We start from the raw sequence: 14,407 nt of genomic DNA, 5'->3' as shown, positions 1-14,407 counted from the left end.
CATGGCGCTTATGTTCATTGCTTGGCGCCGTCGGGACAAACGTAAAATCGACCCGCAATCCATGACTAAAACGAATGAATCCGCGAACCCTCACCCCTTCCATGTCGCTGTTGCTGGCCTTCGAGGCCGCCGCACGCCATGAAAGTTACACCCGCGCCGCCCATGAACTGTCGCTGACGCAAAGCGCGGTCAGCCGTCAGGTGCAGATTCTGGAAAAGATGCTCGGCATGCGCCTGTTCAGTCGCGAGGGCCGGCAAGTGGTGCTGACCGATGTCGGGCGCATGTATCAGCGCGAACTGGCCGAAGCCCTCGGGCAGATCCGCAGCGCGACGTTGCAGGCCATGGCGTTCGGTTCCGGCATCCACAGCTTACGGCTGGCGACGCTGCCGACCTTCGGCTCGAAATGGCTGCTGCCGCGACTCAAGGACTTCTACACCGCACACCCCGGCATGACCGTGCACTTGCATTCACGCATCGAAGCGATCGACTTCGACACCAGCGAGATCGATGCGGCGATCTGCGTCGGTGCGGGGGATTGGCCCGGGCTGAGCGCCCTGCCCCTGCACACTGAAGAACTGGTGGTGATTGCCAGTGCGCAGTTGTCGTTGGCCGAACGCGATGATGCGGAACAGCACATCGCCGGGCAGTTACTGCTCAATGTCAGCAGCAATGCCCAGGCCTGGGCGGAATGGTTCACGCATCATGGTTTGCCCCACCGCAGCATGCGCATCGGGCCGAGCTTTGAAATGACTTCGCACCTGATTCAGGCGGTCCGGGCGAATATTGGCGTGGGGCTGGTGCCACGGATTCTGGTGGAGGATGAATTGCTTAACGGCGAGCTGCTGCAACTGGGGGAGCCGATCACCAGCCGGCGCAGCTATTACCTGGTGTATCCGCCGCGTAATGAGGCGTTGCCGTCACTGAAAGCGTTCAGGGATTGGTTGGTGGATACGCTCTGACCGCAGCCCCCACAAATGCAAAACATAACGAAACGCCGCTCGATGAGCGGCGTTCAGTCAATCCCGGTACTGGCGCTTTAGCGGTGGCGGCGCACTCGGCCCCTTGACGAGGGGCTTGGCCAGCAGCTTGCCATCCGGGCCATAAAACAGGCGCCTGACGCTGGGCGGCATGGGAGTAGGCTCTTTTGCGCTCATGATGAAACCTCTTCGACAGAACTGAATTCGACCCACTGGACTTTCGAGGAATCTATCACCAATAGTTCGGCGCCAAAAGGCAACGCCACGCCATCCTCCCCCAGCCAGCCTGGATTCAGCATGATGAACTGCCCCTCCAGCGGGCCGGAAGGCCACTCGACGGGCCAGCCGAACAATCGCCTTTCATCCGTCAAATGCAGCGTTACCAGGCGATTGTGGCGGGCAAAGGTGCTGTACCACTCGCTGGGATATGAGTTTTTATTCGTTACATTTTTACTTCGTAACCATTTGTGCAATTTGTCATTCGACGCCAGAGCACACGACAACAAGCCGAGCGCCATTGAGACCATGAACGCCCACACGGCCTGGGATTTGCCATCCCACTTTCCTACAGAAAAGCCTTTCGAGCCTACCCATAGACCAATAGCGCCGATCCCCAACACCACCCCATGAATCACAAACGTAAAGATCAACGCCTGCACAATCTGCCCAAAGGTGTCAGGCCGCTTGAACGAAGTGAGCGTGTAAAAAATCCAGGTAGAAACAAATCCGGGAATCAGATACTGCAACAACGGAATAACTTCTTTGACCAGATCATCCATGATCCGTGGCTCCTTGAAAGGCATGCCCCTCCGGTTACCGGGCGGCACTCAGAAGCCTAGCGCACACTGGGATACGCCTCGTGCCGATCTGTCACAGCGCATTTCGCAAAGCAAAAAAAAGCAGAAACCATTGATCCGGTTTCTGCTTTTTGTGGGGCTGGCTTTTGCAGCGGAGGCTGGGCTTTACAGGCAGTCACGCACCGATTTGCGCAACGACCCGGACTTGGCCCATGGCGGTCCCTGATACAGGGAAACGCGACTACCGTCCTTGTATTTGATGATGTCGAGAATCTCGTCGGCGGTGACGAGGCTCGGCGCCTTGATCCGGTAGCCGTTGGAAATGGACGTCTGCGTGGTCTTAGGAATGTCCTGCTGCCACAACGGCAACAAGCACGCGGCATAGTCTTTAGGCGCTTTGGTAGTGGTTTTGCTGAGATTTGGCTCGCCCGGCACCAGCGATGCTGGCAATGAGCAACCCGCCAGCAATGCCAACGCCAAACTCCCGATCCATATCCGCATGGTGTTTCCCTGATCTTGAAAAACGCGAATGTAACGTGTAACCGGGTGTACATCCAGCGCGGCACGTCGCCCACAAGGGAGATTGGACAAATATTTACATGCATGCAGCCCGGTGGCAGACGAGCTGCGCATCATCGAAGAAAAATGCGACTACTCTGTTCTACCGAGAATGTTCCGGAGGTGATCATGCGGCTCAATGAATACGAACACGAACTTCAGCGCGACCTGCAAGCCGTTGCATCGGATCTGAGATGGTCGGCGGTCGACCTCAAACGCATCGCCGAACAGCTGCGCAAGAGCGGCAATGAAGCGGATGCCCAGGCGGTACTCAGGTCCTGCGAGGTGCTGCAAAGTGATGAAGAACGCTTGCAGCTGTATGCCAAGGAAGTGAAAACGCGCTCCATCAGCCGGATCAAAGTCCACTGATCCCCCCCTTTACCTCAACAAAAGCCCCGGCAATCACCGGGGCTCTTTCGTTACATTTGCTTCAACTTGCAGTGTGACTTCGCGCTCGCACCGAGCGTTTTCTGTAACCCGGCAACGCAGCGGCATAGGCCAGTGCTTCCTCTCTGCTACCGAACGACGCAAGCCGATCGCCTTGAGTACAAACACGCCATGGGCCGTTGTTCACGCTGAGTACGTCGTAGCCGTTCATGTGCATTTTGTTCAAGACCGGAATGCTCATGGGTACCTCCTTTTTGCCGACGGTGGATTCAGCTCTGCCTTTATAACTTACGCCCGGATGCCGCAGCTGTGCCGACCGGGTGTCGCCATCGCGATGCGCCAAGGCTCTGGCACTTTCCGCCAGGCCAAACACTCAAAACCCCGAGGGAACCTTTGAATCCGGGCCCGGCTCGAATATTGCAGTTTTATTTCATTTATGTGACACGCAGTAAACAGGTAACAGATGAAAGTACGCGCAACCGTCATTTGCGAGCAGGATCGACACGTTCTCCTGGTGCGCAAACCCCGCTGCCGCTGGACATTGCCCGGCGGCAAGGTCGAGCCTGGGGAAACCAAAGCCGGGGCGGCGACGCGCGAGCTGCAGGAAGAAACAGCACTGGATGCCGAGCAGATGTTGTATCTGATGGAACTGCACAGCGGCAGCACCCAGCATCATGTCTACGAGGCGTCGGTGCTCGATCTTGAGCAGTTGCGCCCGCAAAACGAGATCACCGAATGCATCTGGCATCCGCTGGACGCGGTGCAGAATCTGCCCACCAGCGACGCGACGTTACGCATCGTGCAGGCGTTTCAACGGCGCTTGTAAGGTATCAGCCGGCGAATGCCCGGCGCCCGGCACTCATTTCCGTGCGCAATTCGCCAATGAAGTTGGAAATGTCGCGGATTGTCACCAGATGTTCCGGTGAGACGCCATTGAGCAACAACTCGACTCGCCCGGAGTCAGGCTCATAAACCTTGATCCGCAACAGTCCCTGCTCCACTTGTGTGCATTCGCATTCAAGCGATGGAAAGCCGGATTCGACAATCCGGCAGATGTCGGCAATGGCTAGCATGGGCGCACGCCTCGCAGGCGATGAGTCGATCGACCCGTTGAGCATAGATGAGTCCTCAGCAACCCGCCGCCCAGAGAAGTGCCAACCCGATCACATTTTTCGCGCAGCCTTAGTGGGCGTCATGATCCCAGATCCAGTTCCACATCCCCGGCAACTGCACCGGCTGCGAACTCTGCTCAACCGTACGCGCCAGCGCCGCCTTCAACAGCGCCGCGTGATCATCGTAGAACGGTTTGTCCGCCAGTTTCACGCCAGTGGCGGCGGCACTATCGAGCAGGATCTGCAGGTATTCGCGGGTATGCCGCGCGGTGTAGCGGTTGAGGTCATGAAAGGTCACCACCACCGGAATCACCCCGTCCACGGTGGGAAATTCGCCGAGGGCAATGCGCTCGCGGACTTCCGATAGCTGGCGCAGCATATTCGCCCGACGTCGGGGACTGGCGTTGAAGCCCCAGATCTTGCCGTCATTGGCGCTCAAATCGGTCAACAACACGTGCAAGCCATGCTGCTGATACGCGGCGAAGGTGCGCTTGTCGTAATTCCAGAATGGCGGGCGCAGCAGGATCGGTGCTGCTCCGGTGATCGCGGCGATATCCGCCGTGCCGTTGCTCAACGACTGCTCCAGTTCTTGCGGATCGAGCGAGCGATGATTGGTGTGCCAATGGGTGGCGGTATGGAATCCGAGGATGTGCCCTTCGGCGTGCTCGCGCCGCATGATGCCGCGACCAATGTCACTGTTACCGGCGCGAGGCGCGCGGGTCTGGACGAAGAACACCGCTTTGATGTCCGGTTGCACCGGGTTGACCTTGAGGCTATCGATCACGGTCGCCGAAGGGTTCCAGAAACTCGAGGCGCTGGGGCCATCATCGAAGGTCAGCAGAAAGCGCACCGGGGCCTGGGCCTTGAGCCGGGTTTCGGTTTGCGCGGTCATTTCGATCGGCGCGGCAATGCAGCCGGCCAGCCCAAGCGCGATGGCCGCTGCACAGAGAAGATTGAACGCGTATTTCATGTTTTGCCTTGCGCCTGACCGTTGCGGCCCTGTTGTCGACTGGCAAAACTCCCTCGCCCTGATCCATCCCTGCGCCCGGCTTCGCGAGCCAGGTTTGGATAGGGTACACAGGCTTTGGTTCCGGCGCTCGCTCAGTCAGCCAGAGCCTGTTGAAACGAGGTATCGATAACCCCGGCGGTGGCCAGCGGCGCCGGCAGTGCCTTGACCTTGAACAGGAAGTCCGCGGTGCCTTGCAGGTCGACCGCCGCCTGCTGATCCACCGGCCCGACAGTCATGTGCGCCTGACGCAACCAGTGCCGTGAAACCTGCTGATCGAGATTGGCTTTCTTCGCCCACAGGTCCGCGTATTCGTCGGTGTGGCTGTCGACCCAGGCCCGCGCCTGTTTCAAACGCCCGAGAAAATCGGCAATCGCGGCACGCTTGCTGTCGATCGACGGCGCCGACGCGGCAATCGCGCTGAGTCCCGGCATCAGGTTTTTCGCGGTGAGAATCGGCCGCGCACCGGAGAACACGATTTGCTGGGAGATGTACGGTTCCCACACCGGGAACGCGTCGATGCTGCCCTGTGGCAATGCCGCCGCCGCATCAATCGGCATCAGTTTGACGAAGTCGACGTAATTCTCCGGCAGACCGCCCTGCTCCAGGGCGCGCAAGGTCAGCTGCTGGCTCCAGGCGCCGGGCCAGTAGGCGACTTTCTTGCCCTTCAGATCCGCGATGGTTTTCACCGGCGAATCTTTCGGCACCAGCAAGGCGATAGTGTCCGGGTTCTGCCGCGACACACCGATCAGTTTCACCGGCGCCTGTTTGGCGGCGAGAAACAGAAAACCCGAATCGCCAAGAAAGCCCAGATCCAGCGAGCCGGTCTGCAACGCCTCGGCCAGTGGCGCGGCGGCCTGGAAATGCTTCCAGTCGACGCTGTAAGGCGCGTCTTTCAACACGCCGGAGGCTTCGACCGAAGCGCGGATGTTGTAGTAGTTCTGGTCACCGACGTGCAGGACCAACGGCTCGGCGGCGTGGGCAAGCGGTGCGGTGAATAACGCGGTCATCAGTGTGCTGCGGAGCAAACGAGAGAGCTTCATGGGAGGTCCTGCGACGGGATTTTGCATAGACCATAACGCTGTTGATAAACCGATTTTAAATTCGATTAATGCATAAGCTCAGCGCCCGGAATGCTCACTGTCCGCTGCGCAACAGTGCCTTGCCACAATGTTTCCCACGCAACAGTTGAAAGGCGCTACAACCAGCGAAAACCCCGTAAACATGGGTCGAAACGCACATGGCACAGAGCCTGCAATATTCCATTCATGCAGGACGCAGCCGATAAAAATATATTTTTGGACATAACAACCAGTGCCTTTGCCGGAGCGCCCCATGACATCGTTCTTACCGTTTATCCGCCTCAAAACGCTGCTGGTCGCCAGCGCCATGGCATTGAGCCTGCAACCGCTGGCCGAAGCCGCCGAAGCGCCGCCTGCGGAAGTCCATCTGGATTACGCCTACTACTCACCCGTGAGTCTGGTGCTCAAACATTTCGGCTTTCTCGAAAAGGCCCTGCCACAGACCAAAGTCAGTTGGGTGCTGAGCCAGGGCAGTAACCGTTCGCTGGAATATCTGAACAGCGGTGGCGTCGATTTCGCCTCCAGCGCCAGCCTTGCTGCCGTGCTGAGCCGGGCCAACGGCAGCCCGATCAAATCGGTATACGTTTACAGCCGTGCCGAATGGACCGCGCTGGTAGTGCGCAAGGATTCGCCGTACCAGAGCGTCGCCGACCTTAAGGGCAAGAAAATCGCCGCCACCAAAGGCACCGATCCGTACCTGTTCACCCTGCGCAGCCTGCAACAGGCCGGGCTGAAGAAAGACGACGTGGAACTGGTGCACCTGCAACATCCGGACGGTCGCACCGCACTGGAAAAAGGCGATGTCGACGCCTGGGCCGGACTCGATCCGCACATGGCCGCCAGCCAAGTGCAGGCCGGTTCACGTCTGCTGTATCGCAACCCGGCGTTCAACAGCTACGGCGTGGTCAGCGTCACCGAGCAGTACGCCAAGGAACATCCGCAAACCATCGATACCGTGATCAAAGCCTACGAGCAGGCGCGCGAATGGGCGCTGAAAAATCCCGACGAGTTCGCTGCCCTGCTTGCCAAGGAATCCGGTCTGCCGCTGGACGTGGCCAAACTGCAGTTGTCGCGCACCGACCTGAGCAGTCCGCAACTGACCGCCAACGACGTGCAAGCGTCGAAAGCCGCAGCACCGATTCTGGTCTCCGAGGAACTGGTGCGGCGTGGAGTGAATGTCGATCAAGTCATCGATCAGTTGCTCGACAATGGTGTGCAGCAAGCCGTCGCCCGCCAGTAATCGACCAGACTCACAGCCCATCCGCGCCCGACGCGGATTCGCTGTGAGCGGAGCCCACGTATGAGCACTCGCAGTAACGAACTGCCCGCGCCGCCTCGCAGCTTGTCGAGGCCGCGTCCTTCATCTCTCAACCCGACATGGCGCCGGCGCCTGAAAGGCCTGGTCCTGCCACTGCTGATCGTGGTCGCCCTGGAGTTCATCGTGCGTCTCGGCTGGCTGCCGTCCTATCAAATGCCGGCGCCCAGCGAGATCGCCCTGACCCTCACCGACCTCGCCGAAGGCGCACTGTGGAAACACATCAGCGCCAGCCTGTTGCGGGTGTTGCTCGGTTTTGCAATTGGCGCCAGCCTGGCGCTGGTGTTCGCCGCTTGGGTCGGCCTGAGCCGTGAGGCCGAGGCTTATCTGGAACCGACATTCGCCGCGCTGCGTTCGATTCCGAGTCTGGCCTGGGTGCCGCTGTTGCTGCTGTGGCTGGGCATCGATGAAACCTCGAAGATCGTGCTGATCGCCATCGGCGCGTTTTTTCCGGTGTACGTCAACGTGGTCGCGGCGATTCGCAACATCGATCGCAAACTGGTCGAGGTCGGACGTATCTATGGCTTCAGCCGCTGGCAACTGGTGCGGCGGATTCTGCTGCCCGCCGCCCTGCCCGGCCTGTTCACCGGACTGCGCAGCGGCATGAGTCTGGCGTGGATGTTTCTGGTGGCCGCCGAGCTGATCGCCGCGACCAAGGGCCTCGGTTATCTGCTCAGCGACGGCCGCGAAACCTCGCGACCAGACATCGTGCTGGCGGCGATTATCGTGCTCGCCGTGCTCGGCAAACTCAGCGACGGTTTGCTCGCAGTGCTGGAACGCCGCTGGCTGATCTGGCGCGACACGTTCACCGGTCAGGAGGCGCAGGATTGATTGGCCAGAGCCAACTATGCTGAAAGCGTCCACCCAGAGATTCGGCGCATGTGCGGAAGACTCTCGCAATACCGCGGCATTCACGACTTTGTCGCGGTGCTGAGCATTCCCGATGCGCTGATCAATCACGTCGGCGACGCTGCGCTGGAGCGCTACAACGCGGCGCCGACCACGTCACTCGCGGTGCTCCATCAACATGATCAACGTCTGTATGCCGACAACCTTTGCTGGGGCTGGCGCCCGCACTGGGCCAAGGACCGCGCGGCGCCGATCAACGCCCGCGTGGAGAAAGTCGCCCATGGGCCGTTCTTCCGGGCGATCTGGCGTCATCGGCTGATCGTGCCCATCGACAACTGGTTCGAATGGGTCGACGGCCCGGATAAAACCCGACAGCCGTGGCTGATCCGTCGTGCCGATCGCGGGCCGGTTTTCTGTGCCGCCATAGGACAATTTCCAACACCCGGCAGCGATGGCCGGGACGACGACGGTTTTGTGATCATCACCGCCGACAGCGTCGGCGGCCTGCTCGATATCCATGATCGAAGACCCGTGGTCTTTCGCGCTGACATGGCTGCCGAGTGGCTCGACAGCGCCACGCCTGTTGAACGCGCCGAACAGATGCTGCTGTTTGAAGGCGAACCCAGTGATGCCTTCGCCTGGCACAAGGTTGGCAAAGCCGTCGGCAATTCACGCAATCAGGGTGCCGGACTGATTGACGAAGTGGCTTAAAGATCCGTGATCTCACGCGTTTACCCTGTAGGAGCTGCCGCAGGTGATAACAGGTGACACTCGATCTTTACAGTGAGTGTTTCATTGTTGAGACAGCCCGAAAAAAACAGTCGTTTGAGCGAACCAACCGCCTGTCTGACATTTCAACCGTCATACATACATTTACATGCACTACGGATAGCATGCGCGCCGCATTTCCAATTGGCATACCAGTTGACCAAAGAGTCAGCAAAACCAGGAATCCCCTACAACTTTAACAAGCCTTGCAGAGAACTAAGTTGCGCGACGATTTTGCAATCAAACAGGCCAACGGCCTGGAGTGTATCTATCTGTCCATGACAGAACGCTTTCAACTCGACTGTTTTATCGGCCACTACATCAAGACCCGAAACCTGCGTTCAGTGCCGGACATCGAACGCATCCTGCGCACCACCCTCGAAGGCTATCCCGGGCACCCACCGGTGATGGTCAACGAGCTCAATGCATGGATCGACAAGACTCTGGGCTATCGGGCGTCACATCCGGACTTCCCGTCTCTGGAAGACCTCTGAACAACAAAAAGCCCCGCTGTTGCGGGGCTTTTTGCAGATTGCTCTCAGAGCTTCATATCAGGCCCGGTGAGTTCCTTGCCATCGTCGTGCTTCCACGTCTGTTCCTTGCGTTTCTCTCGCTCGATTTCTTCTTCGCTGGGCTCGTCTACTTCATCGTCTACTTGTTCGTCTTCATCGGGACGTTTTTGCTCGGTCGTCATGTGCACCTCGCCTTGTCAAAAATAGTCATCCAACTAGCGTAGAACAGTTTTTTCCCGACAACTTACAACCACCAGCGCAGCAAAAAGAAAAACGCCATGCTCAAGAGCATGCTGAGCAAGGTATTGCGGGTGTACAGCACCAGCCCGATCGCTACGAGCGAACTCAGCAAATACGGATTATCCCACTGTAAATTCAACTGTTTGTCCGGCATGAACACGATCGGCCCGCAGATCGCGGTCAACATGCCCGGTACGGCAAACCCGAGAAACTGCCGTGCGTTGCTGCTCAAACGCAGCGGCAGGCGCGGTTCGAGAAACACGTAACGGTTGAGGAACACCAGAATCCCCATGCCGAAAATCACTGCCCAGACCATCATGTGCGCCCCCGATACAGCTTGTTGCAGACAAATCCTGCGGTCATCCCGGCCAGCCCCGACAGCACCAATGCCGAGCCCCACTGCCAATAACTGAACAGCACCGAGCAGAACAGCGACACCGCCACACACACCACGGTCGGCACGTTACGCACCACCGGGGTGATCAACGCGATGAAGGTGGCGGCAATCGAGAAGTCCAGCCCCAGGTGCTCGAGCCCCGGAATGCTGCTGCCCAGGACGATGCCGGCCAGGGTGAAGAGGTTCCAGGCGATATAGAACGTCAGGCCGACGCCCAAGGCGTACCAGCGGTTGAACTGCTGGCGGTCATGCTGGCTGGTCAGGGCGAACAGTTCATCGGTGAGCAAAAAGCCCAGGCCGATGCGCCAGCGTCCGGGCAGCGGCGAAATCACCGGGCGCATGCTCATCCCGTACAGCAAGTGCTGCGAGGTCAGCAGCAGCGTGGTCAACAGAATGGAGAAAATACCGGCACCGCCCTTGAGCATGCCGATCGCCACCAGTTGCGCGGCCCCTGCGAACACGATGCTCGACAGGCCCTGCCCCTGTAACGGCGTGAGATTGGCTTCGATCGCCATGGAGCCGGCCAGCAGCCCCCACGGCGCCGTCGCCAGTGATAACGGCATGATCGCCGCAGCGCCGCGAAGAAACGCACGGCGCGGCATAAGTGAGTCAGACATAACGCTCTTCAACCGAGGAAACGGTCGCAGACTCTGCCAGCAAGTGCCCCTTCGTGGCTTGAACAATCTTGCGCACTTGCGCTAAATCGCAGCGCCCCAGCGTCGCTGTCGGCGTACCATGGAGGCCTTCACAACCACGTCAGGGAGACGACATGCTGTACCGAATCGCAGCCGACGGGCTGGTGCTGTTCCATCTGTCATTCATTCTGTTTGTGCTGTTCGGCGGGCTGCTGGTGCTCAAGTGGCCACGCCTGATGTGGCTGCATCTGCCGGCGGCTGCATGGGGCGTGGCGGTCGAGGTGTTGCACCTGACCTGTCCGCTGACCTACTGGGAAAACCTGATGCGCCACGCCGCCGGGCAGACCGAATACGCCGGCGGCTTCATCGAGCACTACATTTGGCCGATCATCTACCCCGCCGGGCTGACGCCGCAGATCCAGTTGGCGCTGGGCAGCGTGGTGCTGGTGATCAACCTGCTGGTCTACGGGCGTCTGGCCCGCGCGTGGAAACTGCGCCGCGCCAGCCGTATTCCGTTTTAACGAGCGGCGGGTTTCAAGGCTTGCAGCCAGGCCGGATCCAGGCGCTTCTGGTCGATCTCCAGACCCAGCGCCTGCATCCGCTCTTTGTGCGCTTCGACTTCCCGGCGCAACTGCGCATGATCGCTGGAGTTACCGTCCAGTTCGTGCATCTGGGTCAGCCCCAGATGATAGAAGCGCAGCACCTTCATCGCGGTCGGATCGTTCTGTTCCACCGCAGCGGTCACCTGATGCATCACGTTGGTCACGCTCATCAGGCTGCGCTTGAGCCGCCAGCTATAGACCGCCGGGGCCATCCACGCCTGCTGCCAGAACTGCCCGCGCATCAGCGCCGCTGTCAGCAGGAAAGCCACGAACACCCCGCCGACATTGAACCGCAGGTTATCGCCGCCAGGCTCGCCGAGCAGTGCCACCGCGGCCGTCGAAAGCACCATCGCCAGCACCAGGAACAGCACGGCAATGATCAACGTGCTGCGGCGGGTCTGCTGGCGAAACGTTGCTGGGTCCATCGGCTGGATCTCGAACATCAGGCATGACTTCCTTGAGCGATAAAAAGGGCAACGGAAAAAACTCGCTGCGCATTATCGCCTCTCTCGGGGATTTAGCTATGCTGGGGGCCCTTTTCAACTTTTCAGCGTCCAACGGGGACATGGCGGTACAGCGCAGATCGTGCCATCTTCATTCATGGATACACACTATTCGGATGCCATTTGCCTGCCATTGGAATGACATCGTTTTAAGGATCATTGCATGACCCAACGACACGTAATCAACGCCTCGGTCAGCCCGAAAGGCAGCCTGGAAACCCTTTCTCAACGTGAAGTTCAGCAACTGAGCGAAGCCGGATCCGGCAGCACCTACACCCTCTTCCGCCAGTGCGCCCTGGCCATCCTCAATACCGGCGCGCATGTCGACAACGCCAAGACCATCCTCGAAGCCTACAAGGACTTCGAAATCCGCATTCACCAGCAGGATCGCGGCGTGCGCCTCGAACTGCTGAACGCCCCGGCCGACGCGTTCGTCGACGGCGAAATGATCGCCAGCACCCGGGAAATGCTGTTCAGCGCCCTGCGTGACATCGTCTACACCGAAAACGAACTCGACAGCCAACGCATCGACCTCAGCACCTCGCAAGGCATCAGCGACTACGTGTTCCACCTGCTGCGCAACGCGCGCACCCTGCGGCCGGGTGTGGAGCCGAAAATCGTCGTGTGCTGGGGCGGCCACTCGATCAACACCGAAGAATACAAATACACCAAGAAAGTCGGCCACGAACTGGGCTTGCGCAGCCTCGACATCTGCACCGGTTGCGGCCCCGGCGTGATGAAAGGCCCGATGAAGGGCGCGACCATCGCCCACGCCAAGCAGCGCATCCATGGCGGGCGCTACCTTGGCCTGACCGAGCCGGGGATCATCGCCGCCGAAGCGCCGAACCCGATCGTCAACGAACTGGTGATCCTGCCGGACATCGAAAAACGTCTGGAAGCGTTCGTGCGTGTCGGCCACGGCATCATCATCTTCCCGGGCGGCGCCGGCACCGCCGAAGAGTTCCTTTACCTGCTGGGCATCCTGATGCACCCGGACAACGCCGGCCTGCCGTTCCCGGTGATCCTGACCGGGCCGAAACATGCCGCGCCGTATCTGGAGCAACTCGATGCCTTCGTCACCGCCACCCTCGGCGATGCGGCGAAGCAGCACTACGAGATCATCATCGACGACCCGGCCGAAGTCGCGCGGCAGATGACTGCCGGCCTCAAAGCGGTGAAGCAGTTCCGCCGCGAGCGCAACGACGCGTTCCACTTCAACTGGCTGCTGAAGATCGACGAAAGCTTCCAGCGTCCGTTCGATCCGACCCACGAGAACATGGCCAACCTCAAGCTGCACCGCGACCAGCCGCCCCACGAACTGGCCGCCAACCTGCGCCGCGCGTTCTCCGGGATCGTCGCCGGCAACGTCAAGGACAAGGGCATCCGTTTGATCGAAGAACACGGGCCGTACCAGATCCGTGGTGACGCGGCGATCATGCAACCGCTCGACGCGCTGCTCAAAGCCTTCGTCGCCCAGCACCGGATGAAACTGCCGGGCGGCGCGGCGTATGTGCCGTGCTATCGCGTGGTGGCGTAACTCTCCCGCCACCGCATCCCCCTGTGCCTGCCCCCCATGCAGGCACAACAAAACCAAAGTGGAGCGAGCCTGCTCGCGAATAGGCCAGATCAGCCACTTCAGATGTTGACTGATCCACCGTTTTCGCGAGCAGGCTCGCTCCCACAGGTTGTGTGCCAGCCACAAATGCCAGGCACACCACAATGTTTCTGCGTGCGCCGATGCTGCCAATCAGCCTTTATTTCTGACGCAAAAGCCCCGTACATTCCGCACGACAGCCACCACCGGCCCGTACTAAGCTTCGCGCTCAATTTTTCAGGGACGATTCATGAAACGGATTGCCGCGTGTCTGCTGTCACTCCTGGCCCTGGCGGCCGATGCGGCCGATCTGCAACTGCTCACCGACAACCACCCGCCCCTGCATTTCCAGCAAGGCGATCAACTGGTGGGTTACGGCGTGGATGTGGTGCGCGCGCTGGCCGAACAGACCGGCGACCGGATCGATCTGCAACAAGTGCCGTTGCTGCGCGCCCTGCGCACCGCCAGCGAAACACCCAACACCGGCGTCTTCACCGTCCTGCGTACCGACGAGCGCGATGACCGCTATCAATGGGTCGGGCCGCTGATTGAAGTCGAAACCGCGCTGTATGCCCATGCCAACAACCAGCCGCCGGTAAAAACCCTGCAGCAGGCGGATCAGGCCGGGCGCATCAGCGTGCCGCGCAAATGGCTGGTCTACAGCTACCTTAAGCAGCAAAACCTGAAGAACCTCGACGGTGTCGAAACCCCGGAACAGATGATGCGTCTGTTCAGCCTGGGCCGGACCGATTTCGTGGTCTCCGACACCCTGTCCACCGCCGCGCTCGCCCGCACCCAGGGCATGGAACCGGGACGCTTGCAATATCAGATGTCGCTGATGAAACAGGACACCTACATCGCCTTTTCGCTGCAGACCGATCCGGGTCAGGTCAAACGCTGGCAACAGGCGCTGGAAACCTTGCGCGCCGACGGGCGTCTGGAGCAGATTCGCCAGCGCTGGCTGATGAATGCACTTCCGAGATGACTGAGCTGCCCCGTTCAACTGTAGGAGTGAGCCTGCTCGCGATAGCGTCAGCCCCTTCAGCAATGAGGTGAAAGACCCACCGCTATCG

General features: G+C 59.8%; 20 protein-coding genes. 10 read left to right on the top strand and 10 right to left on the bottom strand.

What is annotated here, in order from left to right; translation table 11 throughout:
* Positions 1–74 precede the first annotated feature (74 nt).
* Positions 75–959: a LysR substrate-binding domain-containing protein gene (locus QMX91_RS14380; RefSeq protein WP_282412934.1), complete on the top strand. Its 885-nt coding sequence runs from the start codon at positions 75–77 to the stop codon at positions 957–959.
* A 191-nt stretch (positions 960–1,150) separates the two neighbouring features.
* On the opposite strand, the gene QMX91_RS14375 is transcribed toward QMX91_RS14380, so the two are convergent.
* Together QMX91_RS14375 and QMX91_RS14370 are read right to left on the bottom strand one after the other, a co-directional pair.
* On the bottom strand, positions 1,151–1,756 hold the full coding sequence (locus QMX91_RS14375; protein ID WP_097090321.1) for a DUF6338 family protein: 606 nt from the start codon (positions 1,754–1,756) through the stop codon (positions 1,151–1,153).
* A 183-nt stretch (positions 1,757–1,939) separates the two neighbouring features.
* Positions 1,940–2,275 carry a hypothetical protein gene (locus QMX91_RS14370; RefSeq protein WP_003225912.1) on the bottom strand — a complete coding sequence of 112 codons (336 nt, stop codon included), beginning with the start codon at positions 2,273–2,275 and terminating at the stop codon, positions 1,940–1,942.
* Between the two features lie 186 nt (positions 2,276–2,461).
* Between QMX91_RS14370 and QMX91_RS14365 the strand changes: the two genes are divergently transcribed.
* Complete coding sequence (locus QMX91_RS14365; protein WP_098964368.1) at positions 2,462–2,701, top strand: hypothetical protein; 240 nt, start codon at positions 2,462–2,464, stop codon at positions 2,699–2,701.
* A 61-nt stretch (positions 2,702–2,762) separates the two neighbouring features.
* Here QMX91_RS14365 and QMX91_RS14360 read toward each other — a convergent pair whose 3' ends face one another.
* Positions 2,763–2,960, bottom strand: a complete 198-nt coding sequence (locus tag QMX91_RS14360) for a DUF2188 domain-containing protein (protein ID WP_096796397.1) — start codon at positions 2,958–2,960, stop codon at positions 2,763–2,765.
* Positions 2,961–3,182: 222 nt separating this feature from the next.
* On the opposite strand from QMX91_RS14360, the gene QMX91_RS14355 reads away from it, so the two are divergent.
* Complete coding sequence (locus tag QMX91_RS14355; RefSeq protein ID WP_098964369.1) at positions 3,183–3,545, top strand: NUDIX hydrolase; 363 nt, start codon at positions 3,183–3,185, stop codon at positions 3,543–3,545.
* 4 nt (positions 3,546–3,549) lie between these two features.
* On the opposite strand, the gene QMX91_RS14350 is transcribed toward QMX91_RS14355, so the two are convergent.
* The 3 genes from QMX91_RS14350 to QMX91_RS14340 all read right to left on the bottom strand — a co-directional run bounded on the left by QMX91_RS14350 (position 3,550) and on the right by QMX91_RS14340 (position 5,880).
* Positions 3,550–3,792 (bottom strand): DUF1652 domain-containing protein, encoded by a 243-nt coding sequence (locus tag QMX91_RS14350; protein WP_003225919.1) that lies wholly within the window; start codon positions 3,790–3,792, stop codon positions 3,550–3,552.
* A 109-nt stretch (positions 3,793–3,901) separates the two neighbouring features.
* Entirely contained in the window at positions 3,902–4,801 is a 900-nt protein-coding gene (locus tag QMX91_RS14345; protein WP_282412933.1) for a polysaccharide deacetylase family protein, read from the bottom strand.
* A 131-nt stretch (positions 4,802–4,932) separates the two neighbouring features.
* On the bottom strand, positions 4,933–5,880 hold the full coding sequence (locus QMX91_RS14340) for an ABC transporter substrate-binding protein (protein WP_027612983.1): 948 nt from the start codon (positions 5,878–5,880) through the stop codon (positions 4,933–4,935).
* A gap of 292 nt (positions 5,881–6,172) precedes the next feature.
* Between QMX91_RS14340 and QMX91_RS14335 the strand changes: the two genes are divergently transcribed.
* The 4 genes from QMX91_RS14335 (at position 6,173) to QMX91_RS14320 (ending at position 9,345) form a co-directional block, all read left to right on the top strand.
* A complete protein-coding gene (locus QMX91_RS14335) occupies positions 6,173–7,159 on the top strand; it encodes an aliphatic sulfonate ABC transporter substrate-binding protein (protein ID WP_282412932.1) in 987 nt (328 codons plus the stop codon).
* Between the two features lie 60 nt (positions 7,160–7,219).
* Entirely contained in the window at positions 7,220–8,065 is an 846-nt protein-coding gene (locus QMX91_RS14330) for an ABC transporter permease (protein WP_282412931.1), read from the top strand.
* A gap of 48 nt (positions 8,066–8,113) precedes the next feature.
* Positions 8,114–8,794, top strand: a complete 681-nt coding sequence (locus tag QMX91_RS14325) for an SOS response-associated peptidase family protein (protein ID WP_134786672.1) — start codon at positions 8,114–8,116, stop codon at positions 8,792–8,794.
* Positions 8,795–9,072: 278 nt separating this feature from the next.
* Entirely contained in the window at positions 9,073–9,345 is a 273-nt protein-coding gene (locus QMX91_RS14320; protein WP_027612979.1) for a hypothetical protein, read from the top strand.
* A 44-nt stretch (positions 9,346–9,389) separates the two neighbouring features.
* Here the strand turns inward: QMX91_RS14320 and QMX91_RS14315 are convergent, their stop codons facing one another.
* From QMX91_RS14315 to QMX91_RS14305, 3 genes are all read right to left on the bottom strand, one after another.
* The gene (locus QMX91_RS14315) at positions 9,390–9,545 is read right to left on the bottom strand and encodes a hypothetical protein (RefSeq protein ID WP_202368532.1); all 156 of its coding nucleotides are present in this window, start codon (positions 9,543–9,545) and stop codon (positions 9,390–9,392) included.
* 62 nt (positions 9,546–9,607) lie between these two features.
* Positions 9,608–9,919, bottom strand: a complete 312-nt coding sequence (locus QMX91_RS14310; protein ID WP_166497451.1) for an AzlD domain-containing protein — start codon at positions 9,917–9,919, stop codon at positions 9,608–9,610.
* Positions 9,919–10,617 carry an AzlC family ABC transporter permease gene (locus QMX91_RS14305; RefSeq protein WP_135296056.1) on the bottom strand — a complete coding sequence of 233 codons (699 nt, stop codon included), beginning with the start codon at positions 10,615–10,617 and terminating at the stop codon, positions 9,919–9,921. The genes QMX91_RS14310 and QMX91_RS14305 overlap by 1 nt, the downstream gene beginning before the upstream one ends.
* 152 nt (positions 10,618–10,769) lie before the next feature.
* On the opposite strand from QMX91_RS14305, the gene QMX91_RS14300 reads away from it, so the two are divergent.
* Positions 10,770–11,156, top strand: a complete 387-nt coding sequence (locus QMX91_RS14300) for a DUF2784 domain-containing protein (protein ID WP_027612976.1) — start codon at positions 10,770–10,772, stop codon at positions 11,154–11,156.
* On the opposite strand, the gene QMX91_RS14295 is transcribed toward QMX91_RS14300, so the two are convergent.
* Positions 11,153–11,680: a DUF3087 domain-containing protein gene (locus tag QMX91_RS14295; protein ID WP_282412930.1), complete on the bottom strand. Its 528-nt coding sequence runs from the start codon at positions 11,678–11,680 to the stop codon at positions 11,153–11,155. The two genes, QMX91_RS14300 and QMX91_RS14295, sit on opposite strands and share 4 nt — an antisense overlap.
* A gap of 223 nt (positions 11,681–11,903) precedes the next feature.
* Here QMX91_RS14295 and ppnN point away from each other — a divergent pair, with 223 nt between their 5' ends.
* The gene (ppnN, locus tag QMX91_RS14290) at positions 11,904–13,277 is read left to right on the top strand and encodes a nucleotide 5'-monophosphate nucleosidase PpnN (protein WP_027612974.1); all 1,374 of its coding nucleotides are present in this window, start codon (positions 11,904–11,906) and stop codon (positions 13,275–13,277) included.
* 307 nt (positions 13,278–13,584) lie between these two features.
* Entirely contained in the window at positions 13,585–14,319 is a 735-nt protein-coding gene (locus QMX91_RS14285; protein WP_098964379.1) for a transporter substrate-binding domain-containing protein, read from the top strand.
* Positions 14,320–14,407: the final 88 nt, after the last annotated feature.

Source organism: Pseudomonas sp. PS01299, assembly GCF_029960145.1.
GTDB lineage: Bacteria > Pseudomonadota > Gammaproteobacteria > Pseudomonadales > Pseudomonadaceae > Aquipseudomonas > Aquipseudomonas putida_A.
Note: the sequence above shows the minus strand (reverse complement) of the source record. Positions and strands in the feature narration are given on the sequence as shown.

Bases quoted from the DNA above. Each gene is read 5' to 3' on its own strand.
- QMX91_RS14380 (WP_282412934.1), top strand. From the start codon at position 75: ATGAATCCGCGAACCCTCACCCCTTCCATGTCGCTGTTGCTGGCCTTC.
- QMX91_RS14375 (WP_097090321.1), bottom strand. From the start codon at position 1,756: ATGGATGATCTGGTCAAAGAAGTTATTCCGTTGTTGCAGTATCTGATT.
- QMX91_RS14370 (WP_003225912.1), bottom strand. From the start codon at position 2,275: ATGCGGATATGGATCGGGAGTTTGGCGTTGGCATTGCTGGCGGGTTGC.
- QMX91_RS14365 (WP_098964368.1), top strand. From the start codon at position 2,462: ATGCGGCTCAATGAATACGAACACGAACTTCAGCGCGACCTGCAAGCC.
- QMX91_RS14360 (WP_096796397.1), bottom strand. From the start codon at position 2,960: ATGAGCATTCCGGTCTTGAACAAAATGCACATGAACGGCTACGACGTA.
- QMX91_RS14355 (WP_098964369.1), top strand. From the start codon at position 3,183: ATGAAAGTACGCGCAACCGTCATTTGCGAGCAGGATCGACACGTTCTC.
- QMX91_RS14350 (WP_003225919.1), bottom strand. From the start codon at position 3,792: ATGCTAGCCATTGCCGACATCTGCCGGATTGTCGAATCCGGCTTTCCA.
- QMX91_RS14345 (WP_282412933.1), bottom strand. From the start codon at position 4,801: ATGAAATACGCGTTCAATCTTCTCTGTGCAGCGGCCATCGCGCTTGGG.
- QMX91_RS14340 (WP_027612983.1), bottom strand. From the start codon at position 5,880: ATGAAGCTCTCTCGTTTGCTCCGCAGCACACTGATGACCGCGTTATTC.
- QMX91_RS14335 (WP_282412932.1), top strand. From the start codon at position 6,173: ATGACATCGTTCTTACCGTTTATCCGCCTCAAAACGCTGCTGGTCGCC.
- QMX91_RS14330 (WP_282412931.1), top strand. From the start codon at position 7,220: ATGAGCACTCGCAGTAACGAACTGCCCGCGCCGCCTCGCAGCTTGTCG.
- QMX91_RS14325 (WP_134786672.1), top strand. From the start codon at position 8,114: ATGTGCGGAAGACTCTCGCAATACCGCGGCATTCACGACTTTGTCGCG.
- QMX91_RS14315 (WP_202368532.1), bottom strand. From the start codon at position 9,545: ATGACGACCGAGCAAAAACGTCCCGATGAAGACGAACAAGTAGACGAT.
- QMX91_RS14310 (WP_166497451.1), bottom strand. From the start codon at position 9,919: ATGGTCTGGGCAGTGATTTTCGGCATGGGGATTCTGGTGTTCCTCAAC.
- QMX91_RS14305 (WP_135296056.1), bottom strand. From the start codon at position 10,617: ATGTCTGACTCACTTATGCCGCGCCGTGCGTTTCTTCGCGGCGCTGCG.
- QMX91_RS14300 (WP_027612976.1), top strand. From the start codon at position 10,770: ATGCTGTACCGAATCGCAGCCGACGGGCTGGTGCTGTTCCATCTGTCA.
- QMX91_RS14295 (WP_282412930.1), bottom strand. From the start codon at position 11,680: ATGTTCGAGATCCAGCCGATGGACCCAGCAACGTTTCGCCAGCAGACC.
- ppnN (WP_027612974.1), top strand. From the start codon at position 11,904: ATGACCCAACGACACGTAATCAACGCCTCGGTCAGCCCGAAAGGCAGC.
- QMX91_RS14285 (WP_098964379.1), top strand. From the start codon at position 13,585: ATGAAACGGATTGCCGCGTGTCTGCTGTCACTCCTGGCCCTGGCGGCC.